The organism is Limihaloglobus sulfuriphilus (assembly GCF_001999965.1).
GTDB lineage: Bacteria > Planctomycetota > Phycisphaerae > Sedimentisphaerales > Sedimentisphaeraceae > Limihaloglobus > Limihaloglobus sulfuriphilus.
Genome location: NZ_CP019646.1, coordinates 1,365,098 through 1,386,306 on the forward strand (window position 1 = coordinate 1,365,098; position 21,209 = coordinate 1,386,306).

The following is a 21,209-nucleotide window of genomic DNA, read 5'->3' on the forward strand; positions in this document are numbered from 1 at the left end:
TGTGAGGTAAAGACACTTCAACTCTACCATTTGATTTAAGAATAAACTGAAAGTTTCTAAATTTAACCAAATATGTCAAGAATTAAACTTTCCCAATAAGGTAAATCTGACAAAAAGCAGCCCCGGATTATTACTCAACTCAACTAAAGATGTATGCCATATAATTTCTTTAATTTCTACCTTGTATTACTAAAAAAAATCAGTGATAATATGAGCAGTAAATTAACAAATCAGGCTAGAAGACCGTTCGTGATATTTGAATTCTTGAAAAAGGCACCAAAATGAATAAAAATGAAAAACCAAAAAGCTTAAAGTTTCAATACCTCAAAGCTGACACATACGTAACCTACCATGTTGACGGAGTTTTTGGCGGAATTACCCCAAAAGGAATGGTTCACATGGACGTTTTTACAGAAAAATTTCCTACCCCCTCCTGCGTGAGCCACGAGCTTACAGGCGAGGGAAAACTCGGCAAGGAAATTGACAGGGTTGTCCGTGACGGTGTCATTAGAGAGCTTCAGGCCGGCATGGTTATGGACCTTATGACGGCCCGCCAACTCAGAGACTGGCTTTCCGCCAAGATTGATGAAGCTGTCAAGAGACGTAAACCGCCGGAGAGCGAATTATAACTGTACTTTCTGGCCCAGCCAGCCGCGTTCGACAAAATATAATCCCTGCTGCCAGGGAAGTAAGAGGCAGCAAAATACACCTATTTTCCCATTCTCCAGCCATTGATTTATGACTGACTGATTCTTTACCATTATCAAGGATCTGTGTATTGCTCCGCATGGACAGCAGTTTCAGCACGTTAATTTCATCGAGACGGTATGAAAGCACAGCAGAATTTTGTGCAATCAGTTGCACTTATAAGCTGAATTCAGATATTATATGTACCTGCAACAAAAGACTTTATAAATTCGAAAGATTCAATTTTAAAAATTTCAAAAATTTTGTTTGAAAGCCGGACGTAATACTGTATCATTCAACTAATACAGTAGAAAGGCAAAAAGATGCTCTTGCAGATTGACACACATTCAGGAATACCTATTTACCGCCAGATTATGGATCAGATAAGGTATCAGATACTTGCAGAAATACTCAAGCCTGGAGATCCGCTTGATTCGGTGCGGGAGCTTGCAAGATCGCTTAAAGTGAACCCAATGACCGTCAGCAAAGCCTACGCTTATCTGGAAATGGAGGGACTCGTGGAAAGGCAGCGGGGAATAGGTCTTTTTGCCGCTGAATTAAAGCCGGAAGATAAACTGAGCCGCCATACCCAGCTTTTAAGTGAGCTTCTTGAAAAGGCAGCCGCCGATGCAGCATTGCTGGGAATCAGCAGAGAACAATTTCTTACGCTTGCCGGCAAGGCAGCATCAAAACTTAAATAAAAACCGTACAAGAGGCAAAAAATGAGTTCAGAAAAATTTGTTACTTTTGAAAATGTCGCAAAAAAATTCGGACGCACAACCGCACTTCAACTTATAAATATGGATATAAGCCCGGGCTCTATTATCGGACTGATAGGCAGCAACGGGAGCGGAAAAAGCACGCTTATTCGGCATATTATCGGGCTTTATCTGCCCACTTACGGGCTTGTAAAGACATTTGGAGTTGAATCGGAAAAACTTACCCCTGCCCAGATGTCGCGTATAGGTTACGTTCACCAGGAAGGACAGCTTCTGGATTGGATGAGCGTTCGGCAGCACATAGCTTATATCGCGGCTTATTATGACCATTGGAACAAGGCTCTGGAACAAAACTATATTGAGCAGTTTGAGATTGACTTAAAGGCTCGAGTTGGCAAACTTTCACCCGGCAAACGTCAGCAGTTGTCGATACTCCTGGCAATCTGCCATGAGCCCGACCTTCTGCTGCTTGACGAGCCTGCAAGCGCACTTGATCCTTTGGCTCGCAGCCGATTTCTTAATCTTCTGCTCGAATTGATACAGGATCATGGAGACCGCACAATCCTTATATCATCACATATTCTATCAGACGTTGAAAAGGTTATCGACCATGTCATTGTAATGCACGAAGGCCGCATACTTGCTGATTCAGATTTTGATGTTTTGCGGGAAAGATTTTGCCGTGTGACTGTCACTGCAGATCCTGACACGGCTCTGCCTATACCTTTTGGCTGCGTGATAGAATCTCAGAGTTCCAACGGCAGGACAAACGCTATACTGCAAAATGCAGACATTGAAGCGCTAAAGAGAAAACTCATTGAAAACAACCTTAAATTCGAGATATCCCCCCTGCCGCTTGAGGAGATTTACCGTCTGGAAATTACCCGTAATTCCGGCCAGAATATAAGAAAGGCAATGCAATGAGCCCATTAACTGCAAACTTTAAAATATTCTACCAGAGATGGGGGCTTTACTTCTGGTATTTGATCGTTCTGGCACAGGTGCCGGCTTCATTACAATTGGTTTTAGGCTCGAAAACAGACCCAAAAATGCTGGGTATCCCAATGATCATATCACTGCTGACCGGACTGATAGTAGGCAGTCTTCAAAAAGAAATTTCCTGCAGGCCTGTTACATACTGTCTGCCGCGGCAGTCGAAAATACCCAGAAAAATCATATTCCTGGCAGGCTTCATCGTTTCACTGGCAATAACTTTGATCGGTTATCGCGTGCTCAGCAGGGTAACAACCCCGGATGCCGCAGTACACATCTTTGCTGTAATCGCTTATTTTGTCCTTGGATTGAGTATTTACATGTTCAGTTCGCAGTTTGCGTTCTTTGCTGATGAAGCCCCCAACTGGTTCGGGTTCGTATGGGCACTGATGTTTCTGCTCGCGTTTTTCGGCGGTTTTGAATTTGTTATAAAAATGATCCTTACTTCTCCTTTGGCAATAATCATTCCGGGTGCTGCGTATTGTGTTTATGTGTGGCATTTTACCGGCTCACATAAACTCAGGGCTTCACTCTGCGGCAAAGACACCGGCTCCATGTTCGGCAGATGGAACCCCGAGAAGGTACAGAGGGCAAGACTCTCGCAAATCGCGAAGAAAGCGGGCAAAAGAGGTATTGAAGCGGGCCCGCTGGAGAAAAAAGCTCTTAGAGCCATGTATTCAAGACCTTTTGACAGTCCTGTCAGAGCCGGTATCGGGGCTCTCTACGCGGCACTGGGCAATATTTTCTGCCTGGGATTTATGCGTCTCACAGGCCCACTGCTTCTTATAATGATTATATACGGCTATACGCTTGGCAACGTCAGCTCTTACCCCGGCGGGCCCAAAGGCGTGTTTGTCGGCATTATATATGTCCTGCCGTTGTTCGGAGCAATGATGTGGAAGCTGCCGGTTCATCCAACGCTCTACATACCGCATGGAAGACGGGAGAAATTTATCGCTACGCTGTTTGCCGCTGCTGCTATAACTGTTTTCGCAACTATTTTTCTCGGTCTAATCAGCCTTGCCGCCAATGTTGCACAGCCGTATATGCCTCATATAAGTATGCCCAATTATCCCGGTGAAACACTGGAGTTTATGGCACCGCCAATGCGAATGCTGTACCTGACACCGATGCTGATGCCCGTCGGGTTTACTTTGTCAATACTTTTCACAAACAGACAAGCGCCGCAGATGATACTCGGACTGGCAGTAATGACAGCCATTTTTGTTTCTAACCTGATAATGTCATCTCACTACAAACTTATTATTCCAGTCGCTGGTTTTCCGCTGTTCTGGGCAATAATGGTGCTCTCTGCCAGGTGGCGATGCACGAGGTCTAACCTTGTAACTAATTCGGGTTCTTGAGAGGCGAACTTAAAGAAAGCCGCGACGTAATATTTCAAGCAGGTCTAAGACAACTGCAGGGGCGATAAACAAAAAGTATTTTAATAATTTTACAGTTTTTTTAGTTTTTTGGTTGAAAAGCACGAATACAAAAATATAATGCCCTATCTCTTTAGAGGGTCGGTGCCCGAGTGGCTAAAGGGGACGGGCTGTAAACCCGTTGGCGAAAGCCTTCGTTGGTTCGAATCCAACCCGGCCCATTACGTAAGCCTCGCTGAAATAGTATTTTAGCGGGGTTTACTACTGAAGAGACCTGATGTAACAACATCGCCGGGCCCATAGCTCAGTTGGTTAGAGCAACGGACTCATAATCCGTCGGTCCTTGGTTCGAGTCCAAGTGGGCCCATTATCAAAAATCACCTTTTTTGGCTCAAAATAGCCGTTTTCAGTGTCATTAAGCAGGTTTTTACTGCCTTCCCCTGCAACTGCCAAAAGTTCATATTTGTTCGTGAATTTACATATGTTTTGACGTGTCATGTCAACACTGACGTCAACACATTTGGCAACACTTTTTATGTCATAAGTGCCTGTTTTTTGCCAGTTCATCTGGTCATTATCCGATAATTTCTGCAAATGTTTTATCGTGTCAAGCTTACTTTCGGCAGTCATAAAGCCTGAAACGATATATGCTGCCCGTTATTCCGTTATTCATAATGCCCCCGAGCACGGCCGTGCCGCTGTCACCGCCGAGATTCAGATTTTCAGCAGGCTCTGCCATAAAATAATACGGGCTGACAGGAATAGATGAAACAAATTTCCCATCTATATACAGGTGAGCCTTGGAGTTATATACCATCCCCGTTATTCGTAATCTCCGGCCCAGCGCCGGCTCATGCCCATCAGCAATATACAGCGAGGAGTTTGCCCTATATGCAAATGAGGGTATGCCGTTCTGGAAGAAGACAGCAAAACCGTTGTTCCAACCGCCCTTTGCCAGCACAATACCGTCACTCTTTGCCTTTACAATTACATCGACAGTAAACGGTCCGCCCTTGAGAGATGGGAATTCGTCATTCTCTATGCTCATCACCGGCTCGCCGTCGCATACAAGAGGCTTTCCCTGCTGCTCAAAATCACGTTCAATTATGAGCCCGCTGCCGGGGCGGGCAGGTTTGTGCCGAACCGGCTTAATTTCCCATTTGTTCTGGTCGTAGCCGGTCTCTTTGATCAGGCGCCGCAGTTCTTTGTGAAGCTCTTTCTTTTTGGCCTGATATTCTTTGACCATTGCAAGGTTGTGCATTTCATGCGGATCATTTTTAAGATCGTACATTTCATCTATATCATCTAAATTCGGGTAATGTATCAGCTTCCAGTCTTGCGTCCGGACTCCTACCATAGTCGGGATTCCCGGCACCAGATCAACAAAATATTCATACAAGAATGATTTACGCCATGAGCTGCTTTTATCTTCAAAAAGCGGTCTCCATGACTTTCCCTGCATATGCGAAGGAATCCCCGCCCCTGCCAGATCAAGAATCGTTGGTGCCAGATCTATATTGAGGGCAAGCTCTTCGATGGTTTTACCCTCTTCTACCATTTTCGGGTATCGCATCAGCAGCGGTATTCTTATCGATTCCTCATACATCATGCGTTTATCAAGGTGCCTGTGCTCGCCGAGAAAGAATCCGTTATCGCCGGCAAATATAATAACCGTATCGTCAAGCATCCCCTTATTTTCCAACGCCTTATACACTTTGCCGACTCCCTCGTCCACCGCAGAAAGTGTCCGGTAATAATCCGTATAACTCCGGTTGTCGTAATGATTATTGAAATACGGATTCCACTGCTGCGGCATAGCCTTTACATCCTGGTATTCTCCCGGACGGGAAGATCTGAAAACACCCTTTATATGATTCTTCGCGAACCACTGGGGCTTTGTCTCGAAATTATCATCAAAGTTTACCGGCTTATCAAGCTCGATACCCTCGTAAGTATCACCATGACGCGGGGCGGGCAAAAACGGCCCATGCACGGCCTTATGGGAGAGATAAAGGGCAAACGGCTGATTTTCATACTGTCTTTCTATGAAATCCACCGCTTTCTTACTTAATATATCTGTTGTGTAGCCTTGAGCTTGATACTCCTTACCGTTTTCAGTGTATTGAGGGTCAAAATAAGTCCCCTGTCCGTCGAAACTTAGCCAATAGTCAAAGCCCGGGCGTTCATGGCCACCGGGGCCCTGGTGCCATTTTCCGATATACCCTGTCTTGTAATCCTTGCCCTGGAGAATCTGAGCGAATGAGGGGCAATTCTGCCAGTCATAATCGTTGAACGTATTTTGGACAACCCCGTGTATATGCGAGTAAACGCCGGTTAAGAAACTCGCCCTGCTCGGACTGCATATAGAATGTGTTACGAATGCGTTTTTGAAATACGCCCCCTCTTTGCGCAGTTTATCCATATTTGGAGTCTTGAGCCAGGGATATTTGCCTAAGAAGCCCAGAGCGTCATACCGCTGGTCATCAACCAGGATAAAAACAAAGTTGGGCCTCTTTTGCGAAACACGGCTCAAAGAAGTGCCGCGGCAGGCAGCCATAAATGCCAGAGACCCCAATAAACTTGTAGAAAGAAATCTGCGTCGGTCCATAACAATTTCCTTTATATCTTGAATTCAAACAACTATTAAATTATGTGATCGGCCTTTTTATCATCTAAGAGTTTTCTTACTTCCAGCATCCGCTCTTTGGTCAGTGAATAGTTCCAGACAACTATAAACGATATAACAAGCAGTGCGATTGGCAGCAGGGCAAACATAATTCGAAGATTTTTCGAAACTGTATCGGACTGCACATTTATTTCCGTGTTATATCCAGTCCATTCAAGTATAAATCCGCTAAGGCCAAGAGTCAGAGAAAGCCCAAGTTTTATGAGAAATCCAAACACTGCCCCAAACATTCCTTCCCTTCGCAAACCGGTCTTGAGCTCATCCAGATCACACACATCCGCCATCATTGAGCTGGTTAAAATGAACACACATGAGAGACCGGGAGACACAAGAAAGGCAAATACCAGCTGTAGATAAGGCGCATCAGGATTAAAGAGCCACCAGCTTGATATAAATCCCATAATAATGATAAAAAGGCCTGCCAGCAGGGTTTTACGTTTGCCAAGTTTCTGGCCGAAATAGTTTATAACCGGCACCAGGATAATACCCGCCGTGCCGTAAACAGTACCGTACCAGCCTGTCCAGGTCGCCGTCAATGCTTTATCGCCGGGGCAGATATAAGCCATGTTGATGTAAAATAGAAGCGGAAACGCCAGAAATACACCCGTCAAGGTTACAAGGATTATTACATTGATAGATAAAAATGGCTTGTTACTTAGAGTGTATTTAAATGCATCTAAGAGTTTTATTTTGGGCTGTGCGGCGTATTCTACATTTTCTTTGGAAAAAAGAACCGTCAAAACCGCCGCGGCGAAAATCATAATACCAAACAGTGTTCCCACATATCTGGCTCCGACAATCTCGTCGCCCCCGAAGATATCGAGTGTACACAATTTAAATGCCCATGGAAGCAGCAGCACAGAGCCGATATTCATCATCAGGGTTTTATAGCTCATCACACTGGTTCGCTGGTCATAATCACCGGTCATTTCGTAACCGAGCGCATTAAACGGCACAGAGAACACTGTATAAGCCGTAAAAAACAGGATCGATATTAGGAGAAAATAAGCAAAAAGCCCATACTGGCTCAGGCCTGTCGGAGGCATCCACATTAGAGCACAGAGAATCCCCGCCGCAAGAGAGCCCCAGAACATAAACGGTTTTCTCCTGCCCCATTTAAACCTGGAATTATCGGAGATATTTCCCATTATCGGGTCGGTAAAGGCATCCCAGAGACGCGGTATAGAGACGGCAAGGCCAATCAGCACCGGGCTTACATGAAGCCCCTGAACATATATCGGGCCGGAAAGCTGAAAAATAATATTCGCCATTATCACATCGGATATCGCACCGAAGCCGTAACTTATCTTCGTAGTTGTCTTTAACTGGCCGCTGTTCATAATAAACTTAATTCCAAGACAGATAATAATTTGATGATGACTAAAAAAATACGGGCTGCCAATCTATGTAATGCAAATTGACAGCCCATATAAAATTTCTCAATTGTATGACTGCACCTTAGCTGCGTTTTCTGCCAAGTACGATTCCGCCAAGTCCAAGAAGCAGCATGGTTGCCGGCTCGGGGACAGCAGTCATTGAAGTGTACCACTCGCCGCCTTCCTGATATTCGACGATAACGGCATCGTTGTTATTACCGTTTGCTGTCAGGTAGCCGTTAGCGATGTAGTTCTCCAGTTTGGTCTTATCCTGACCTACAAGTATTATTTCGCCGGTGCCGCTTACATCTACCAGACCATCACCTTCAGGAAGCCAACCGTAATCATGATAGAGGTGAGTCGCGTTGACAGTGCCGCCCGAGATATAAATACGGCCTTTGGCTCCGGCAACTCTACCGGCTTTAAGTGCGCCGCCGACATTCAACACGCCTCCGGTCATGTTGAATACACCATCAGAACCACTGTACGCGCCACCAACATCAAAATTGCTGACAGTATTTATTGTTCCGCCGCTCATTTCGATGATGCCTCTGCCTGTCTTGCCGACAAAAACACTGAGTCCCCCGGCTACGCCTACATTAATTTCTCCGCCTTCCATAATTAGCTTTCCGTAGGCATTTGCATCAGCTACACCAAGAAGCAATTGACCGCCAATACTTAACGAACCTCCAGTCTGCCTCAGGACAAGCGGACTGCCGTCGCTGTAATGCCGATTGTGAGAGATGTAAACATTCTGTGCAACCGCCGAATCACCATCCTTTATCAGAGCATCACCGGGCATAAGACTGTTGAAGTAAGCGCCATCAACCGATGTAGGCAAATTATCCCAGTTGCCCGGATTGACCCAGTAATTATTAGCCGAATCGCCGTTGTTCCAGAAACAACTTACACCATAAGAGACATTGACAGCAAGAATAACTGCCATACAACAAATAAATAGATTCTTCATAACTTTCTTTCCTTTCATAAAAGACCACTAACAATTTAAAGCTCAAAACAAATCAAGCCTTACACACTAAAACAAACTTTTAAACCGTTTTAAACAATTCTACAAACGATTTAGACAGATGTCAATTTTAAAATAATTTATTGAAAAATTTTACTTTTTAACAGCTATAAATGCAATTCTCAAACGCTTTTAACCCAAACGGGCGTTGACCATGCGCGCTGGCCGTTTGCCTGAACAGCCCGCAGATAATAGAAGTTATCGTCCTTGTCAAGCTCATCTGTAAAGGAAACATTGACGATCCCGTTATCAGCCTTGTCAGACCTGCATATCTGATTGTTTTTGATAAGGAATACTTCAATCCCATCATCTGCGCCGACAACCCTGTATTTGATTTCACAGGAACCGACGGCTTCTACCTCGCTGCCCATCATGTCGCCGTTTATGGAAAAATCAATGTACAGACGATCAAATTCCGCGGCATAGACTCGATAGTTCCACCATGCATCCCATATAGCTTTCTTTGTAAGCTCCGGCGCAACAAACGCCGCCAGCCCGCCCTTATACATTAGCCAGCATGAACGACCGGGTTTAGAGACGTGTGTATCTGATGAACCTATGACACCAAAGCGGCAGCCCTTTGCAAGCCCTGCCTGCATTGTCTTTTCGGGGTCTGTAGTATGCAGAGGATTTGGGTTGCCGTCGTACTCGGATGTACCGTGATTGGATACAATCTCGGCAAATCTGGCGTAAGCCGGATCCCACTCGCCCCATGGATATGTCTTTTCGCCGCGGTCAAACGCGAAATGGTGCGGCCCGCCGATTACCTTATACCCATTGTCGATATATTGTTCATGTGCCAGCTTATTGCACTGGGCGTACTTGTTCATGTAATAATCTGTATGAGGCGCATCATCATCAAGGAAATACAGGTTCACATGGTCGAAATTCGTTCCCGCTTCCTCTCCGAGGAACACAATAAACCTGCCCGGCTCGTTGAATTCTTTTACCGCCTTCTGCATATGCGGCCAGTCATAATGCCAGTGGTCGGTTAGAGCGCAAACATCGAGATTTGCCTCATCGCGGCCAAAGCTGTAGTATTCCCAGGCATCCTTGCCGCAGCCGTCAGAGACCATGGTATGGCCGTGCATATCACCGTAGAAAATTCTGTTTTCCGGCATTTTGTCAAAAACCATGATCGGCTCGCTGCGGCCCTTGAGGCCCTGCCCTGTCAGAGCTAATCTTTGAGGACCGGCGTGGGGCACACTGATCTTGACCCTTGCCAGACCGGAGACAATCTTAACACCCTCTAACAGCAGCTCACCCTGTTCAGTTTTGATATTTACAGTCCCGCTGAAAGATGTTGCAGTATTGTAATATTTATCCTCGGCCTTTACCATAAGCTCAAAAGGCCTGCCCGCCTGCTGTGTCATCTGGGCAGACGCGTAGAGATGGTCAGGTTTGGAAGCCTTGACATCAAGTTTAGGATATTCGCCTATACCGTTAAACACTCCGTCGCCGTCATGGTCAACAGCGATAAAGAACTCATGATCTTTATCGGCGGCGATCGGAGGAACTGCGGGGTGTTCCCGGGTGCCGATGGTAAGCATTATCTTCTGCCCGGGCTTTAACGGTGTATCCTTAACCTTCGCCTGGAGGCACTGATGATATGTAAGAGGCGTGGAGCCTGTCCAATCATTTGCGGGCGGGCCGCCGGGTGCTCGGTTCATGGATTCCTGAGGAGCCCAGCCGTACCACTTGCAATCGAAATTGGCCCTGTCATCGCCGAGTATTCCGATAAATTTCGGGCCCTTGGGGTTTTCTGCCTGAAAACTTGACCAGAAACCGAAATCTGAATTCCAGATAGCGGCATGATGCAAACCAAGCCAGATACCTCCGCCGGCCGGAATTCCATCCTTGCCGACTGTAAACTCTATTACCACCTGGGTATTTTCGCCGGCATGAAGGATTGAGGGCTTAACGATTCTGGCGCTGCCCTGGCCCTTGCCGTCAAAGCTCAGAGCCTCATAGGGAAAAACCATTCCGACACCGGCTGCCGCGAGTGAGTGTTTTATGAAATTACGGCGGGATATTGAGTTTGATTTATTTTTCATTTTATTCTCCCGTGTTCAGGTTTCGAATCGCGTCATTTGCAGCTTCAATTACCCTGCTGCCCTCAGAATAAACGCCTTCCCAGTTATACACGGCGATAAATTTACAGCCGGGGTATCTCAGGGAGCTTTCAAACGCACTCTGCCACAAATCTTTTTCTTTGTAGGGTTTCAAGAGAAGCCACTCAACGATCGCCCACGAAGGGGCATCGCTCTTTTTAATATTCCTCATTATGCCTGTATCTTTTGAGGGATCATCAGCATACCAGTAGCCGCTCCAGCCGGGACAGGAATATTCATTTACCGCCGCATCGTAGAGCTTTTCGCCGTTTTCATTGCCGACACCGTGGGTAAATATCTTATCACGGGAAAATCCGAAATCATATGCATATTTTGCCAAATCCTCAAGATGCCTGCGGACAACCTCCACAAGGTCATTCTCAGTAATGTCGCCGGATGTTCTGATTCCGGAAGTTTTTAATGCGGCATACCCGGTCTGGACAAGTCCGCGGCTCAAAACATCCGCCCTGACGGCCCCATACTGCGGGTCATCTTTCACCGGCTTATCAAGATATTCATTTCCGTTAGGGTAATAAATCGCGTTATAGCAAAGAGAGCTTTCCCAGCCGACGTTTATGCCGACAAAAAGATGTTTTTTATCGTCGGGGAGTGATTTCTGCCAGTTCATAACTATCGGCATCAAAAGATCCATACCCTCGTGTGTTGCCTTTCGATATGCCGGACTCATAAGATTCGGCGGCGGCAGTACACGTATCTGCCTTCCCCAGTTTCGCCATGCTATTTTTATTGCGTGCTGCGGGCTCCACCAGGTCCATTCAACGTTTTTGGCATTCTCAGGGTCATAACCTGGTTTTTCCGGATCCCACCAGTTCCACAGATCCGGCCTTCCCTGCCACCACTGCTCCCCGTCAAGTTTAACCAATACAGGTACTTGCGTCTCAAGTGAAGCATTAAGAAAATTACGAAGCTCGGCGGCTGTCTGCCGGGGGTCTTCAACGCTTAGATAAGAGAAAATCCTTGAGACACCGATTTTGACGTCTTTCTGGGGAGACTGCTCAAATTTCGAGGATATTCCCCTGAGGCCCTTGGCGGCCGCTTCGGGCGTTGAAACATCTATACTGCTGTTAAAAATCAGATATTTTAATTCCTGCGGTTTGCGTGCATCCGCAACGGCAAATGAGGCACAAAGAATATATAAACAGACCAGTAGTTTGAACAGCTTCATTTGATTCCAAAATTTAAGAACAATAAAAAGTTAAAATGCTAAATCGACATTTAGATACCCATCTGTGTGCCGTCAACCCAATCGACATGGAAATCAGCAAAGAGCAGATTTGTGCCTCCGCTGCCGCCCCGTTCATGCGAGCCGTAATTGTCGATATTGGCATCAGGTGCATATCTCCAGACACTCTGTCCGCGGTCGCAAAACAGTACAGCAACATCGCTGGGCCCGGAACCGCCGCGGGCTTTGATCTCATCAGAAGACCAATCAGCAGGCTTAACCTGCTTCAGGGCATCAGCCGTTCCCTGCATCAAAAGACTGTAGGCCTTAGACTGTCTGCCGGCACTGGAATTAAACCAGGTTAAAGTACCGTGTTTAAACCGTCCATATTCATCATCCTCGTCACCGCCAATAAGCAGGTCGTCATTTTTGTTGTTGGGCCATACCCATGTCGCATAAGAATCGTCTCTTCCCTCTATCGTGTACTTGTCAATAGTGTTGCCGCGGATAGTTACCTGGCCGTCGGGAACTCGTTTCCATGTCCCGTTAGCTCCGCGTGCATAGGGGCAGACGAAATATTCAGGTACATAGTTTTCTGTATATACCCTGTAGCGCCCGCTGCCCAGTGACCAGTCGCCGCTTTCAAAATCATCCATATAGTCGGGCATCGCCTTGGGCCCCTCGAGATAATCGCGGAGTGCTATTGAAAGGTATGTCCATTTGGCAAGCCCCTTTCCGTTGAGATATTTATGCCCGATAACCGGGACCTTGCCGTCATTGCCCACCTGATACAGCGGTATATACAAGCCTATCTGCTTGAGATTTGCGGCACATGTCATAGTTTTCGCCATTCTTCTTACTCTGCCCAGAGCCGGCATAAGAATTGCCATCAGCAGTGCTATAATAGAAATCACTACAAGCAGCTCAATTAACGTAAACCCTTTAGCTTTGTTTGCGTACCGCATAATTAACTCCATAATTTATATAAACTAAATTAGAAAAACAATCATTTAAACCGTTTTAGATATTCTATAACAAATAAAATGTGTGTCAATATATTTTTTAAATAATTTACTAAATCACCATTCTTCCGGCAGTTGAGAAAAATCATAAAGATCTACCCTGCCGTCACGATTGATGTCGGCTTTTAGAAGAAACTCCCTTGAAAGCCATCGGGAGACAATAAAATCAAGATCTAAATAATCTACGCACCCGTCAGCATTAAAGTCTGCCGCGATACCTGTATTGTCGTTTGAGAGACTCGCCATAGCACTGCCGCCAAAAGCGCCCATATTTACGCGTCCGCCGTGAGGCCATAATTCAGAACTGTAGCCGAGCATGGCTGAGCCGCCATCAATACAGGGACTTGCAACGGGGTCATTAAACCATTTTTTCTGCTCAGGCAGCCATCTGCCGGCCTGTGATTTCAACTGATAATTTCCGTTTTCTGGGTCGGCAAAACACGGGTCCAGACTGATATTCCCATTGGAAGACAACGGATTGCCTTCTATACAGCTGTAAACAGGGGAACCACCGCTGAAACTTCCCTGATCATTATCCCATATAATACAGCTGTCTATCAGGGGATTAGAATCGGCAGAGCTTATTCCCAGGCCCTGATTTGAAACAATCGTGCAGTTTTCTATAACCGGACTGCTTCCTCCGCTGCAAATTACGCCTTCAGTTCCCTCTGTGAGGATAAAGCCTCGCAGGGAGCAGTTTGAATTTTCGCCGCTTTCAAAGATAACGGCAGGGCCGTATCCGTTGGCGTTAATTACCGCTCCGCCGGAGCTTAGATGAATATTTTTACCTTCAAAATCAATAAACTCGTTATAAACACCGTTCTCTACGGTCAAAAGGTCTCCTGAGCTGCTGTCGCAGATTCCATGCTGAATCAAATCATATTCTTTGCCGGAGGTTAGATTTTTTACTGGACCCGCTGCTGTGATATAGGGATATCTGCCATAAGCCCATTTGAAAGGCGGTATATACGGCTCATAACGAGTATCCGTCTGCCAGACCCAGACATCCTGATAGTACATTTCCATCCAGTTGGCGCTGTACGAAAGCCCGTTTTTGAGTATCTGGAGGAATTTTTCGGGCGTATCTTCCTGAAATCTCCGAATTCCGTCTGATTCAAGTCCAAAATAGCACTGGTCTTTAACGTCCCAGACCAGAGCGACATAATCAGTCATGTTCTCCCTGCCGTCAAAGGGCCCGGGCATTTTTCTCGCATCATGATTCAACCCATACAGGGCAAGCACCATTTTGTTATCGCCGCCCTTTAGCTCGGCGTTCCTCTGCAGAGCATAATCGCGGATGGTCTGGGCAACTGCCAGCTGTTCTGCGGCGGTGCCGGAGCCTCCGGTTTCACTGTGAAGTGCAAGAGAAACCGGAGTGTCCGGGTACTCCTGCAGGAATAAATCTATCGAATACTTCCAACCATTGATATATTTATCGTACGTGTAGCCAAGTATTTGCGCCTGTGACTCTACCATTGTCCCGGGGAAATTTGTTTCAACACCCCAGAGCGATGACGGCCCGTTTATCGAAACGTAATGCAGGTTGGGGTGTCCGTTATATCTCGCGGCGACAGCCTTTACCATCTTAGTCATTTCGGCGACATACACCGGATCCCAGGGGACGGGAGAAACCTCATTGCCGGTAACCGGATGAGTCCAGCCAAACTTCTGGCATTTATCCATCACCCAGTCAGGTGTGACAGAGCAGACCTTTACCATAAGAGAAACCATCTTGCCCTTTTGCCGGGCCAGCTCAAGGGGGTAATCAAAATACTCCCAGTTATACTGACCTTCTTCAGGCTCGAGTGCGTTCCAGTATATCGTCTGTTTTATCCCTGTAACATGATCAAGCTCAAGAACTCTCTCCATCTTGGTCTGCCAGCTTACCCCGTACTGATCTTCACCCTGTATCATCCTGAATTTTATGTAGATACCGTCCTTTACCTTCTCCTCGATATGCACATCAATAACGTCTGAATCAACATTACCGAGTTCATCCTCTACATGCAGAGAGAAGCGGTAATGGCCTTTATGATTAGAATCGAATGATGCCAGGGCCGCGTCCGAATCGAGGATATTCACCTGTACGGGGCCCTCCAGCTGCGACCATTGATAGGAGGCAATGCCGCCGCCGGCAAATGAACCGGAACCATCCAGCATCACTCTCTGGCCGACATACCACGACTGCGAATCATCACCGGCATCGGCGTAGGGTATATCATCATGTTTGACCATCACCGCCGTTTTACCGGATACCGTCAGTCCGTAATCAACACTCCAGCTGTATCCGCTGCTGTATGTTGTATAATAGACTCCGTTTGCTATATGATCGTTTACCAGCTCCCGCGCATCGCCGTCGAGAACAAGAACGCCGTCTTTAAATTCTACCGCGGCATCACCTGAAATATTAACCACACGGGTATAAAAGGTGCCGGAGGTTAGTTTGAGTCTGCACCCCTGCGCGGCAGAGTTATGAGGCAGCAAAACCGAACCGACGACTGCCTCACCACCGGCAATTTCGAGAATTGAGTTATGCGAGTCAGCGAAAACACCAATCCTTACAGTACCCGTCGGCAGTGTTTCAAGTACCCCGCCATTGATTTTGAAAAGCGTATTAGCGGTATTTGAGCCAACCCAGAGAGTAGCACACTCTGCCCGGGTTCCGTTATTTACAAAACAGTACTTCCCCGAGGCCTGGAAATCGGTATTTATAATCGCACCGGTTGAGATATCTGAGATGACACCCTCTTCCCAGTTCCCGGTATCACTCCAGAGATGAGAGCCGCCCGCATCATCAAAATTATAAAAGGTCAGACCAAATGCGCTGCAGGCACAGAGAATACTTAAAAGTAGAAATTGTGTTGTTTTATTCATGTATGTGATTTTGGTTAAGTTATCAGACTGTTCTTCTAACAACGAGTTCGCCGCCGTCAATCAACTCATGGTAAGGGCCGGACTGGGGATTTTCAATAAGCTGGAGGATTATCTCTGCCGACCTGCGGCCAATCTCCTGCAAAGGTTCACGAATTGTTGTCAAACCCGCTCCATGGTCTCCGCTGAGGGGTAAATCGCACATTCCGATTACCGCTACATCGTCTGGAACTTTAATACCTATATTTGAAAGTGCGCTTATCAGCGGATATGCAAGAGAATCATTGAGAGCGAAAAACGCATCAGGAGCATTTTTCTTGTTACTGAACATTGCTTCAATTTTTTCTATGTTAAACTTGGGACAGACAAGCCCATCTGCTATAAACAGGTAATCTTCATTTTTTGCTAAACCGGCTCTACCCAGAACTTCCGTATATGTCTGATATCGGCTGATATGGCTTGCCGTCATCACCTTGTTGCCTACAAAGCCGATTCGCCGCCGCCCCTTATCAATAAGGTACTCAACGGCTTTTCTCGCGGCGGGCTTGCAGTTCCAGACAACAGAGTTGGCCTCTGGGAACTGCTCCAGTGAATCACCCACAAAAACAAAGGGCACTTGATTTTTTAGGATATCTAAATAAAGCTCCTTGTGCCCGGGTACGGGCTGACATAGAATCCCGTCGTCTTTTCTGCTTATGGCCTGCTCTATTTCTTTTTTTTCAAATTCATACTCATAATTGTGAGTGCCGATCAAAGGCAGATAATCAGACCCGCTCAAAACCGGCCCCGCCCCCTCCATTATGTCCTGGGCCCAGTCGTTGCGAAGATCTGAAAACAGCACGCAAACAACGTTGCTTCTCTGTCTGCAAAGCTGCCTTGCCCAGCGGTTAGGGTGATAATTTAGCTCTTTTGCGAGCTTAATAACCCGCTCCGCGGTCGCGTCAGCTACGCCGGCCTTTTTCGCACGGCCGTTCATAACCAGCGAGACTGTCGCTTTAGAGACATTGAGCTGCTCTGCGATTGCCGCGATTCCTGTCGATTGTGTTTTTTTCTTAGCCATTTATTGTTCAATTAGTCATAATGTATGACTTTATTATACCATAATCTGTATTTATCTCAAAATATTACAATAATTGATTTTGAAGATTAACCTTACAAACCTTCCGCATCAGTTATTTCAACGCTGGAATCAACAATTTTATTCAATGCCTCAATTGGCGCATCTTTTGAACGGATGCTTTCCCAGTTAAATATGCAGAGGAATTTACATTTATCATCCGCAAGCGTATTATTGAGGGCAGAAACCCAGTTTTCAACAGTCCAGGGCTTACTCACCAAAAGCCATTCAACCGCCGCCCAATAGGGAGCGTCTGACTTTTTAAGGTTGCCAACTACAGCTTCGTCCTTCATTGGGTCTTCAGCGTTTTTATAAAAGCTCCAGCCGGGACATGAATACTCATTCACAGCCGCGTCATACATAAGCTCACCTTCTTTCCAGCCCACACCATGGGTAAAGAGCTTATGCCGCGGCATACCTGCGGCCGCCGCTTCTTTAGATAAAAATGTCAGGTACCTTCTTGCTGCTTCGTAGAGGTCTTTTTCGGTTATATCGCCTTCGGTCCTGATACCTGCGGTCTTGATGGCGGCATAACCTATCTGGGTCACGCCGCGGCTCAGAACATCCTCGGTGACCAATCCGCTTGAAGGGTCATTACTTTCGGGCTGATCCAGCAGCTCGTTGCCGTTTGGGTAGTACCAGCTGTTCGCGCCGAGGGATGTTTCATGTCCAACCTTAACACCGACAAAGAGATCCTTCTGAGAGTCGGGCAGCTGACCGTACCAATCCAGTATAACCGGTATAATCTTGCGTATGCTCTCGCGGTTGGCTTCAAGAAACTCCGGACTCATCAGATTCGGCGCGGGAAGCACCCTAAGCTGTCTGCCCCAGTTTCTCCATGATATCTTTATCGCATAATCACTGTCCCACCATGTCCACTCAACATTTTTGCGGTTTTCGGGATCATATCCCGGCAGAGAATCATCCCACCAGTTCCAGAGATCGGGGCGTGCGTCCCACCAATGCTCTCCGTCAAGGTGTATCATGACAGGAGTATCAGTCTTCTGAGCTGATTCGAGAAAATTTCTAAGCGAAGCTAAAACCGTCTCTTGTGAGGTTCTCAGATAAGAAAAAATGTATCCAAGCCCCACCTTGATGCGTGAGTTATCGTTTTTGGGAAATGACGACATAACCTCGCGGAATATTTCAGGATTTATACTTTCCGGGCTCCCCTGGTAACTGCCCTCATCGGGGGCCCTCATAAGAAAAATATATTGAGTATCATCTTCCTGGTTTGCGGCTTTCATACCAAAACAAAAGCCCGAAAAGATTGAAATGATCAATAGCAAGTGAGTGCTGCGAGTGGTTATTTTCATGCTGTTTAGCCCTTTGAATGTCCTTGTGAATAATATTTGCGTAGAAAATTCCTGAGAACCTTTGCCTTCTCGGGATACTCTTTTATCCGATCGTCTTTTTCGTACGGGTCGGTCCTCAGGTTGAAAAGCTGACCTTCGGTATCCTCGTCGGGAGTAGGATGGTTTCCGGGCACAAATTCACCGTCGCCGCTGCCGTGTATATATTTCCAGTCGCCGCGGATGATTGCGAACATACCGCCGCGGCTGTGAAGCACTATACCTCTGTCCCTGTGAAGATTTTCCTCTCCAAAGAAAGCCGGAAGTATATTGCAGCTGTCCGGGCCGGCATATTCAGGGATATCGTTACCTAAGGCCGCCGCCAGAGTGGCAAGCATATCCGTAAGCACTGTAAGCTGATTGCTTTGAGAACCGGCTTTTATCTTACCCGGCCATTTTGCCACAAACGGAACCCTCAGCCCGCCTTCATAGATATCGCCTTTATCGCCCCGCCATTTGCCGTTGGGGTTGTAGTTATACTCTGCAAACGCAGGCGTGCTGTCATCAACGCCGCCGTTATCACTGGTAAATATAAACAGCGTGCCGTTTTCAACGCCGCACTCTTTGAGAGTTTCCATTATCTGGCCGACGGACCAGTCGGTCTCCATCACAAAATCGCCATAATCGCCGACATCACTTTTACCCTTGAATCTGCCGGCAGGGGTGTATGGGGTGTGAGGGCTGCTCGTAGGAAAATACAGGAAGAACGGCTCGTCCTTATTGTCCTTTATGTATTGCTGAGCTCTTATAGTAAGATCAGAGAGCACCTCATCTTCGTTCCACCTGGCATCTGAGCCGCCCTCCTGCAGATAACCCCTGATGCCGGCCTCGGGGCTTTGAATCATCCTGACCGGATCATCCGGGTCATGCCTGAATATCGTGTCATTTTCCATATAGACATATGGGGGATAAAAATGACCAACCGGCAGACCAAAGAAATAATCAAAACCGATCTCATTGGGGCCGGGATGAATCGGCGGCCTGAAATGTGTTTCACCGTCAAAATCGTTCGGCGGATACATACGTGTACCAAGGTGCCATTTGCCGATACAGGCGGTCTTATAACCCTGTTCTTTGAATAGCGATGCGAGTGTGAAGCTGCCCGGCTCAACAAGCAGGGGAGTGTTAGCGATAACTCCTCTCTTGAGCCACGTCCGCCAGCAATACCGCCCGGTCAAAAGACCGTAGCGGCTCGGGGTGCATATCGCCGCCGGCGCGTGGGCGTTGGTGAACTTCATGCCCTGCTCGGCAAGCCGGTCGATATTCGGCGTCTTTATCCGGTTTTCACCATAACAGCCGACATCGTTCCAGCCCATATCGTCCACGAAAAAGAAAACGACGTTGGGTTTTTTCGTTTTTGAATTACCTGCCGCCGAAGCAAACACGCCCGGATTTGAAAATATACCGGCAAACGCTCCCGCCGCCGCTGCTTTAAGGAAATCACGTCTATTGGACATAGTTTTAAATCTGCTTATAAGAAGTAATTAAAAGCGGGCATTTCTGCCCGCTGTTTGTGTTATGCTGTATTACTCAACGCCTGTCAGCCATTCAGCCGCAAGCATTGCAAAGTCTGTCAGGTCAACAGAGCCGTCGCCGGAAATATCACCCTGCGGTGTAACGCCTGTGGCGGTTACAACTGTCTGATCGAGGTCAACATCATAAACGGCCTCGATATTGCCGATGCCGCCGTCAGCTACGAGAGTACCTGCGGCAACCATATCAGCAACCCTTGTCTCAACCTTGTCACCGGAGAGTATCAGCTTGCCCCAGACGATATCTACCTGGCCGTTCATGACCCAGACGTCGCCGGCGTACATTGTGCCGTCAATAATCTTGATATACCCGTATTTATCAGGGCTCAGGCTGTCGGGATCCTCGTTCCAGCCAAGCAGTACCACTCCGCCGGTGCCGTCAGGCTTTGGCGGACAGTTAAACTCGCCTCCGGTCTCGATATAGAGCTCAGCCCTTCCTTTGGGGCCAAGGGTTACAGGGTAATCCTGATCATCTGCCGTACTGGCATTGAGAACACCGCCTCTTTTGATGGTAATGGTGCTTGTCTTTTCGATTGCATCCTGCATGAAACATACGTTTAATTTGTTTGTATTGAAGGTGCCCCCGTCAACAACAAGTTTACCGACAGAATCAACAGGATCGTTTCCGCCGATTAAAGTAACGTCGGAAATATTTACCGTTCCGCCGTTTACAAACATATCACCCTCTGCGTCACAGCCGATGTAGATTGTAGGAGTATCAACCGTGCCCGCACTTTCGACATAGAAAATACCGTGTCCGAGATGATCCGGATTCGTGGATACAGAAATATGAGTTGTCGCCGTCACACTTCCATCGTCAAGACGAAGCACAATAGGAGATCCGCCCGAAGATACCTCCAGCGTATCAGCAAGTGCGGCATACCCTTCACTGATGTGAACAATCTCACCTACATTGTTAATGACAACGCGGTCTGTCTCATTGGGCAGGCGGAACGGCCAGACAGGGCTGCCGTCGTTCCAGTCACTCCAGTTAAACATATCTGACCACTCAATGGCATCTCCATCACCGGTCCATAAAACAGTTTCGGAAATGGCAGGCGAAACAGTGAGTAATAATCCAAATATTGAAACGAAGAACAATCTTCTGTATAATACCTTATTCATAATAAACTCCATTAGTATAGTTTAGT

At 46.9% G+C, this 21,209-nt stretch carries 15 protein-coding genes and 2 tRNA genes; 6 read left to right on the plus strand and 11 right to left on the minus strand.

All coding sequences use genetic code 11. The annotated features are described in order from the left end of the window. Positions 1–281: 281 nt before the first annotated feature. The 6 genes from SMSP2_RS05215 (at position 282) to SMSP2_RS05240 (ending at position 4,148) form a co-directional block, all read left to right on the plus strand. Complete coding sequence (locus SMSP2_RS05215; protein ID WP_146682942.1) at positions 282–629, plus strand: hypothetical protein; 348 nt, start codon at positions 282–284, stop codon at positions 627–629. Positions 630–1,016: 387 nt separating this feature from the next. Further along, on the plus strand, positions 1,017–1,388 hold the full coding sequence (locus SMSP2_RS05220) for a GntR family transcriptional regulator (protein ID WP_222566410.1): 372 nt from the start codon (positions 1,017–1,019) through the stop codon (positions 1,386–1,388). Between the two features lie 21 nt (positions 1,389–1,409). Next, a complete protein-coding gene (locus SMSP2_RS05225) occupies positions 1,410–2,330 on the plus strand; it encodes an ABC transporter ATP-binding protein (RefSeq protein WP_146682944.1) in 921 nt (306 codons plus the stop codon). After that, positions 2,327–3,763: a hypothetical protein gene (locus tag SMSP2_RS05230; protein WP_146682945.1), complete on the plus strand. Its 1,437-nt coding sequence runs from the start codon at positions 2,327–2,329 to the stop codon at positions 3,761–3,763. The genes SMSP2_RS05225 and SMSP2_RS05230 overlap by 4 nt, the downstream gene beginning before the upstream one ends. A gap of 156 nt (positions 3,764–3,919) precedes the next feature. Beyond that, positions 3,920–4,002 (plus strand) — tRNA-Tyr (locus SMSP2_RS05235). A gap of 72 nt (positions 4,003–4,074) precedes the next feature. Then, positions 4,075–4,148: transfer RNA gene (locus SMSP2_RS05240), tRNA-Ile, on the plus strand. A gap of 246 nt (positions 4,149–4,394) precedes the next feature. Here SMSP2_RS05240 and SMSP2_RS05245 read toward each other — a convergent pair. The 11 genes from SMSP2_RS05245 to SMSP2_RS05295 all read right to left on the minus strand — a co-directional run bounded on the left by SMSP2_RS05245 (position 4,395) and on the right by SMSP2_RS05295 (position 21,183). Then, positions 4,395–6,389, minus strand: a complete 1,995-nt coding sequence (locus tag SMSP2_RS05245; protein ID WP_146682946.1) for a sulfatase-like hydrolase/transferase — start codon at positions 6,387–6,389, stop codon at positions 4,395–4,397. Between the two features lie 35 nt (positions 6,390–6,424). Next, entirely contained in the window at positions 6,425–7,807 is a 1,383-nt protein-coding gene (locus SMSP2_RS05250; protein ID WP_146682947.1) for an MFS transporter, read from the minus strand. A gap of 118 nt (positions 7,808–7,925) precedes the next feature. Continuing rightward, a complete protein-coding gene (locus tag SMSP2_RS05255; protein WP_186804881.1) occupies positions 7,926–8,813 on the minus strand; it encodes a PEP-CTERM sorting domain-containing protein in 888 nt (295 codons plus the stop codon). Between the two features lie 179 nt (positions 8,814–8,992). After that, positions 8,993–10,924 carry a twin-arginine translocation signal domain-containing protein gene (locus tag SMSP2_RS05260; protein WP_146682949.1) on the minus strand — a complete coding sequence of 644 codons (1,932 nt, stop codon included), beginning with the start codon at positions 10,922–10,924 and terminating at the stop codon, positions 8,993–8,995. A gap of 1 nt (position 10,925) precedes the next feature. After that, on the minus strand, positions 10,926–12,167 hold the full coding sequence (locus SMSP2_RS05265) for a hypothetical protein (RefSeq protein WP_146682950.1): 1,242 nt from the start codon (positions 12,165–12,167) through the stop codon (positions 10,926–10,928). 50 nt (positions 12,168–12,217) lie between these two features. Further along, positions 12,218–13,129, minus strand: a complete 912-nt coding sequence (locus SMSP2_RS05270) for a prepilin-type N-terminal cleavage/methylation domain-containing protein (RefSeq protein ID WP_222566411.1) — start codon at positions 13,127–13,129, stop codon at positions 12,218–12,220. Positions 13,130–13,243: 114 nt separating this feature from the next. Next, positions 13,244–16,060, minus strand: coding sequence for a PKD domain-containing protein (locus SMSP2_RS05275; RefSeq protein WP_146682952.1), 2,817 nt, complete (start codon positions 16,058–16,060; stop codon positions 13,244–13,246). Between the two features lie 22 nt (positions 16,061–16,082). After that, entirely contained in the window at positions 16,083–17,117 is a 1,035-nt protein-coding gene (locus SMSP2_RS05280; protein WP_146682953.1) for a LacI family DNA-binding transcriptional regulator, read from the minus strand. A gap of 92 nt (positions 17,118–17,209) precedes the next feature. Then, positions 17,210–18,421 carry a hypothetical protein gene (locus SMSP2_RS05285; RefSeq protein ID WP_146682954.1) on the minus strand — a complete coding sequence of 404 codons (1,212 nt, stop codon included), beginning with the start codon at positions 18,419–18,421 and terminating at the stop codon, positions 17,210–17,212. A 74-nt stretch (positions 18,422–18,495) separates the two neighbouring features. After that, complete coding sequence (locus SMSP2_RS05290; protein ID WP_146682955.1) at positions 18,496–19,983, minus strand: sulfatase family protein; 1,488 nt, start codon at positions 19,981–19,983, stop codon at positions 18,496–18,498. A 69-nt stretch (positions 19,984–20,052) separates the two neighbouring features. Continuing rightward, positions 20,053–21,183, minus strand: coding sequence for a hypothetical protein (locus SMSP2_RS05295; protein WP_146682956.1), 1,131 nt, complete (start codon positions 21,181–21,183; stop codon positions 20,053–20,055). Positions 21,184–21,209 lie beyond the last annotated feature (26 nt).

Excerpts from the sequence above, each read along its gene's own strand:
- SMSP2_RS05215 (WP_146682942.1), top strand. The coding sequence starts at position 282 with ATGAATAAAAATGAAAAACCAAAAAGCTTAAAGTTTCAATACCTCAAA.
- SMSP2_RS05225 (WP_146682944.1), top strand. The coding sequence starts at position 1,410 with ATGAGTTCAGAAAAATTTGTTACTTTTGAAAATGTCGCAAAAAAATTC.
- SMSP2_RS05230 (WP_146682945.1), top strand. The coding sequence starts at position 2,327 with ATGAGCCCATTAACTGCAAACTTTAAAATATTCTACCAGAGATGGGGG.
- SMSP2_RS05245 (WP_146682946.1), bottom strand. The coding sequence starts at position 6,389 with ATGGACCGACGCAGATTTCTTTCTACAAGTTTATTGGGGTCTCTGGCA.
- SMSP2_RS05250 (WP_146682947.1), bottom strand. The coding sequence starts at position 7,807 with ATGAACAGCGGCCAGTTAAAGACAACTACGAAGATAAGTTACGGCTTC.
- SMSP2_RS05255 (WP_186804881.1), bottom strand. The coding sequence starts at position 8,813 with ATGAAGAATCTATTTATTTGTTGTATGGCAGTTATTCTTGCTGTCAAT.
- SMSP2_RS05260 (WP_146682949.1), bottom strand. The coding sequence starts at position 10,924 with ATGAAAAATAAATCAAACTCAATATCCCGCCGTAATTTCATAAAACAC.
- SMSP2_RS05265 (WP_146682950.1), bottom strand. The coding sequence starts at position 12,167 with ATGAAGCTGTTCAAACTACTGGTCTGTTTATATATTCTTTGTGCCTCA.
- SMSP2_RS05270 (WP_222566411.1), bottom strand. The coding sequence starts at position 13,129 with ATGCGGTACGCAAACAAAGCTAAAGGGTTTACGTTAATTGAGCTGCTT.
- SMSP2_RS05275 (WP_146682952.1), bottom strand. The coding sequence starts at position 16,060 with ATGAATAAAACAACACAATTTCTACTTTTAAGTATTCTCTGTGCCTGC.
- SMSP2_RS05280 (WP_146682953.1), bottom strand. The coding sequence starts at position 17,117 with ATGGCTAAGAAAAAAACACAATCGACAGGAATCGCGGCAATCGCAGAG.
- SMSP2_RS05285 (WP_146682954.1), bottom strand. The coding sequence starts at position 18,421 with ATGAAAGCCGCAAACCAGGAAGATGATACTCAATATATTTTTCTTATG.
- SMSP2_RS05290 (WP_146682955.1), bottom strand. The coding sequence starts at position 19,983 with ATGTCCAATAGACGTGATTTCCTTAAAGCAGCGGCGGCGGGAGCGTTT.
- SMSP2_RS05295 (WP_146682956.1), bottom strand. The coding sequence starts at position 21,183 with ATGAATAAGGTATTATACAGAAGATTGTTCTTCGTTTCAATATTTGGA.